Below are 3,442 nucleotides of genomic sequence, written 5' to 3'. Positions count from 1 at the left end.
AGACGACGACGAGCGAGCGGCGCTGCACGCGGCTCGCAAGATACCGCATCGCGCGCGCGTAGTCTGGTTCCTCGAGCGCGCCCTCCACACCGTGGAGCGCCTCGAGGGTGGCGAGGAACTGCCGGTGCCCTCGGCGGGGCGGCAGGAACGTCTGCACGTCACGGCCGAAGACGAGCAGGCCGACCTGGTCGCCCATGCGCGTCGCGAGGTACGCCATCAGCAGCGCGGCGTTCACCGAGCGGTCGAGCTTCGTCATCGGCCCGACCACCGGCGTCATGAGCCGGCCGGCGTCGACCGCGAGCACGATGGTCTGCGAGCGCTCCACCTCGTATCGGCGCACGACCGGCTTGCCTCGGCGGGCCGTGGCCTTCCAGTCGACGTCGCGGAAGTCGTCGCCGGGCTGCCAGTCGCGCAGCGACTCGAACTCCGTGCCCGCGCCCGCATACCGCGCGGCGCGCACACCGATCTCGTGCAGCAGGCCGCGGCGCTCGAGCAGCGCGTAGCGGTGCACCGCCTGGATGTCGGGGTAGACGCGTACCTCCTCGCCGATCGGCGCCACCCCCCGCCAGCCGGCGAAGCGTCGCGGCCCGAGCGACAGCACGCCGACGCCGCCGAACCGGAAGGTGCCGCGCGAGGGCGGGGCCAGGTGCAGCGTGCGCTCCTCGGATGCGCGGGGCGCCACGTCGAGCGTGCCGAACGCCCGCTCGCCCTCGAACCCCGGCGGCGGCGTCTCGCGCGCCACGATGCGGGCGACGCGCGCGGACGTGTTGCGCACGCGCAGGGTGACCGGGTTGGGCACGCCGATGGACAGCTTGGGCGGCGTCGCGCGCTCCCACTCGAGCTCGCCCACGCGCACGGCCGCGCGCAAGTCCGCGGCCGCGACGCCCGCGCACACGAGCGCCCACGCGGCCGCGAGCACGGGGGCGAGCGAGCCGGGCAGCAGCACGAGCGGCAGCGCCGGCGCGGCGAGCAGCAGCGCGAAGCGCGGCGTCAGGTGGACTGACGAGAGCGCGCGCAGTATGCCGGGCCGCTCGCTCACCGCGGGACGGGCACCTGGCTCAGGACCTCGGCGAGGACGGCGTCGGTGTCGGCGCCCTCGATCTCGACCTCGGGCTGGAGCAGGAGGCGGTGGCGCAGGCATGCCGGCGCGAGCGTCTTCACGTCGTCGGGTGTGACGAACGCGCGACCGCGCAAGAGCGCGTGCGCCTTGGCGGCCACCAGCAGCGAGACCGCGGCCCGCGGCGAGGCGCCGAGCGTGACCGAGACGTGCCCGCGGGTGGCTCGCGCGATGGCGGCGACGTACGCGACGACGCCGTCGTCCACGGTGACCCCGTCGAGCGCCGCACGGGCGGCGGCGATGTCGGCCGTGGACGCGACCGCGCGCAGGCCCAGCGCCGCGAGGTCCGCCAGCTCGAGTCCGCCGACGTGCCGGCGCAGTATCTCGGACTCCTCGTCGACGCTCGGATAGCTGACGACGAGTTTCTGCTGGAAGCGGTCGAGCTGCGCCTCAGGCAGCGGGTACGTGCCCTCGTACTCGACCGGGTTCTGCGTCGCGATGACCATGAACGGGTCGGGCAACGCGTGCGTCGTGCCGTCGATGGTGACCTGCCGCTCCTGCATCGCCTCGAGCAGGGCCGACTGGGTCTTCGGCGGCGTGCGGTTGATCTCGTCGGCGAGCACGAGGTTGGCGAAGACCGGCCCGCGGCGCAAGACGAACTCACCGTTCGACGCGTCGTAGACGCTGGTGCCGACGACGTCGGCGGGCATCAGGTCGGGCGAGAACTGGATGCGCTTGAAGGTCGCGTCGAGCGCGTGCGCGAGCGAGCGCGCAACGAGCGTCTTCGCGGTGCCCGGCACGCCTTCGAGCAGCACGTGCCCGCCGGTCAGCAGGCCGATCAGCAGCCCGTCGACGGCCGCGTCCTGGCCGACGACCGCCTTCGCGACCTCCACACGCACGGCTTCGGCAAGCCGCACCACCTGGTTCGCGTCGCTCATCTTGTCTCTCGTCCTTCCGTCTCGCATCTGACACGGCGCAGCTGGGCGGCAGCGCCGAGGAACTCCTGCGTGGTCATGGTCTCGCGGGCGCGCAGGGCACGGGACGCGCCGAGCGCGCCGGCGGCCTCGGGTGTGCGCGAGAGACCCGCCGCGGTGGTGCCCCAGCGGCGCGCGAGCGCGCGAGCGAGCCCGTCCTCGAGCGCCTCGAGCGCGTGCGCCCGGGCGCCGGCGCGCCGATACAGCTCGGCGAGCGAGTCGATGTAAGCGGTGGTGCGCGCCGCGGGGACCTCGCGTTCCTCGACCGGCGGGCCCACACGCTGGGCGCGCGAGACCACGAGCGCGAGTGCCGCGATCAGCAGCAGCACGACGCCGGTGCGCCCGCCGCTGCCGAGGCGGTCCCACGCGCCGCCACCCTTCGCAAAGCCGTGGTGGTACTCGTCGAAGAAGACCGGGCCGGGCACGGAAGCCAGCAGGCGCACCGCGAAGTCGCCGTCGTCGGCGCGCGCGAGGCCCGCGTTCGACAGCGGCAGCGCATCGGCAAGCCAGACGACCTCGCCAGCGCCGAAGGTGCGCGACACGAGCAGCGCGCCCGAGCCGTCGCGGAACGTGGTCACCCACCCGGGGTCGGCCGAGATGTCGAGACGCGCCTCGTCGAACGCGACCTGGGTGACACCGGTGACGAACCGCGTCTGCTGGACCGGCGTGAGCGTGGCGGGCTTCGCCGAGGCGCGCGAGACACCCGTGGCCTGTGCGACCGTGTCGGCGAGCGTGCCGGCGCTCAGGCCCGCGAGCACGAGCCGCCCGCCGCCCTCGACCCAGTGCGCGAGCCGCTCGGCCTCGGCGTCGGTCGACTCGGCGGCGAGGCCTTCCGGCGCGGCGATCACGAGCGTGCCGGTGGCCGGGAGCGTCTCGAACTGCTGGAGCGTGCGCACGTCGGCGCCGAGCGCACTCAGGTAGCGGTACGCGGTCCTGAGGCCCTCCGGCTGAGCCGAGAACGTCGAACCCGGCGGCGCCTCGACGTAGTAGAACTCGCGCGACAGGTAGACGGCGAGCGCGTAGCCCGCAGTCAGCGCGATCGCGAGCACGACCGCGAGCACGGTGGTGGTGTCGAAGCGAAGGCGCCAGCGGACGGGGCGCGCGCTGGCGACGGCGCGGTCTGCGGGGCTCATGGCCGCATCTCCCCGACCTCGGCGAGCGTGCGCTCGTACGCGCCGCGCGCGCCGGCGTAGCCATCCTCGCCGGGCTCGACGTGGCCGTACCAGGCCAGCTCGAACGCGCCGGTGAGCTCGGACAGCGGTGGTGCCACCGGCGGCGCGGCGCGGGACACGTCGGCGAGCAGCTCGCCGTCGGTCCGCGTGCGCGTCTGCGGCACGACGCCGCGCTCCACGAGCGTGCGGGCCGCGCCGCCGAACAGCGCACGCACGGCGTCGCGCGTGCGGCCGGACGC

General features: G+C 74.7%; 4 protein-coding genes. All 4 read right to left on the bottom strand.

The features are described from left to right. Nucleotides 1–1,039: DUF58 domain-containing protein (locus tag FDZ70_08035; protein ID TLM73000.1), on the bottom strand; the 1,039-nt coding region annotated here is incomplete at its 3' end. Further along, complete coding sequence (locus FDZ70_08030) at nt 1,036–1,995, bottom strand: MoxR family ATPase (GenBank protein ID TLM72999.1); 960 nt, start codon at nt 1,993–1,995, stop codon at nt 1,036–1,038. The genes FDZ70_08035 and FDZ70_08030, both read right to left, overlap by 4 nt. Beyond that, on the bottom strand, nt 1,992–3,164 hold the full coding sequence (locus FDZ70_08025) for a DUF4350 domain-containing protein (protein ID TLM72998.1): 1,173 nt from the start codon (nt 3,162–3,164) through the stop codon (nt 1,992–1,994). Before FDZ70_08025 ends, FDZ70_08030 begins: the two co-directional genes overlap by 4 nt. Next, nucleotides 3,161–3,442 (bottom strand): DUF4129 domain-containing protein (locus FDZ70_08020; protein ID TLM72997.1); only part of this gene is annotated, 282 nt, incomplete at its 5' end. The genes FDZ70_08020 and FDZ70_08025, both read right to left, overlap by 4 nt.

This window comes from Actinomycetota bacterium (assembly GCA_005774595.1).
GTDB lineage: Bacteria > Actinomycetota > Coriobacteriia > Anaerosomatales > D1FN1-002 > D1FN1-002.
This window is presented reverse-complemented; position numbering and strand designations above follow the sequence as displayed.

What these genes read in the sequence shown, in the direction of transcription:
- FDZ70_08030 (TLM72999.1), bottom strand. Translation starts at nt 1,995, where the DNA reads ATGAGCGACGCGAACCAGGTGGTGCGGCTTGCCGAAGCCGTGCGTGTG.
- FDZ70_08025 (TLM72998.1), bottom strand. Translation starts at nt 3,164, where the DNA reads ATGAGCCCCGCAGACCGCGCCGTCGCCAGCGCGCGCCCCGTCCGCTGG.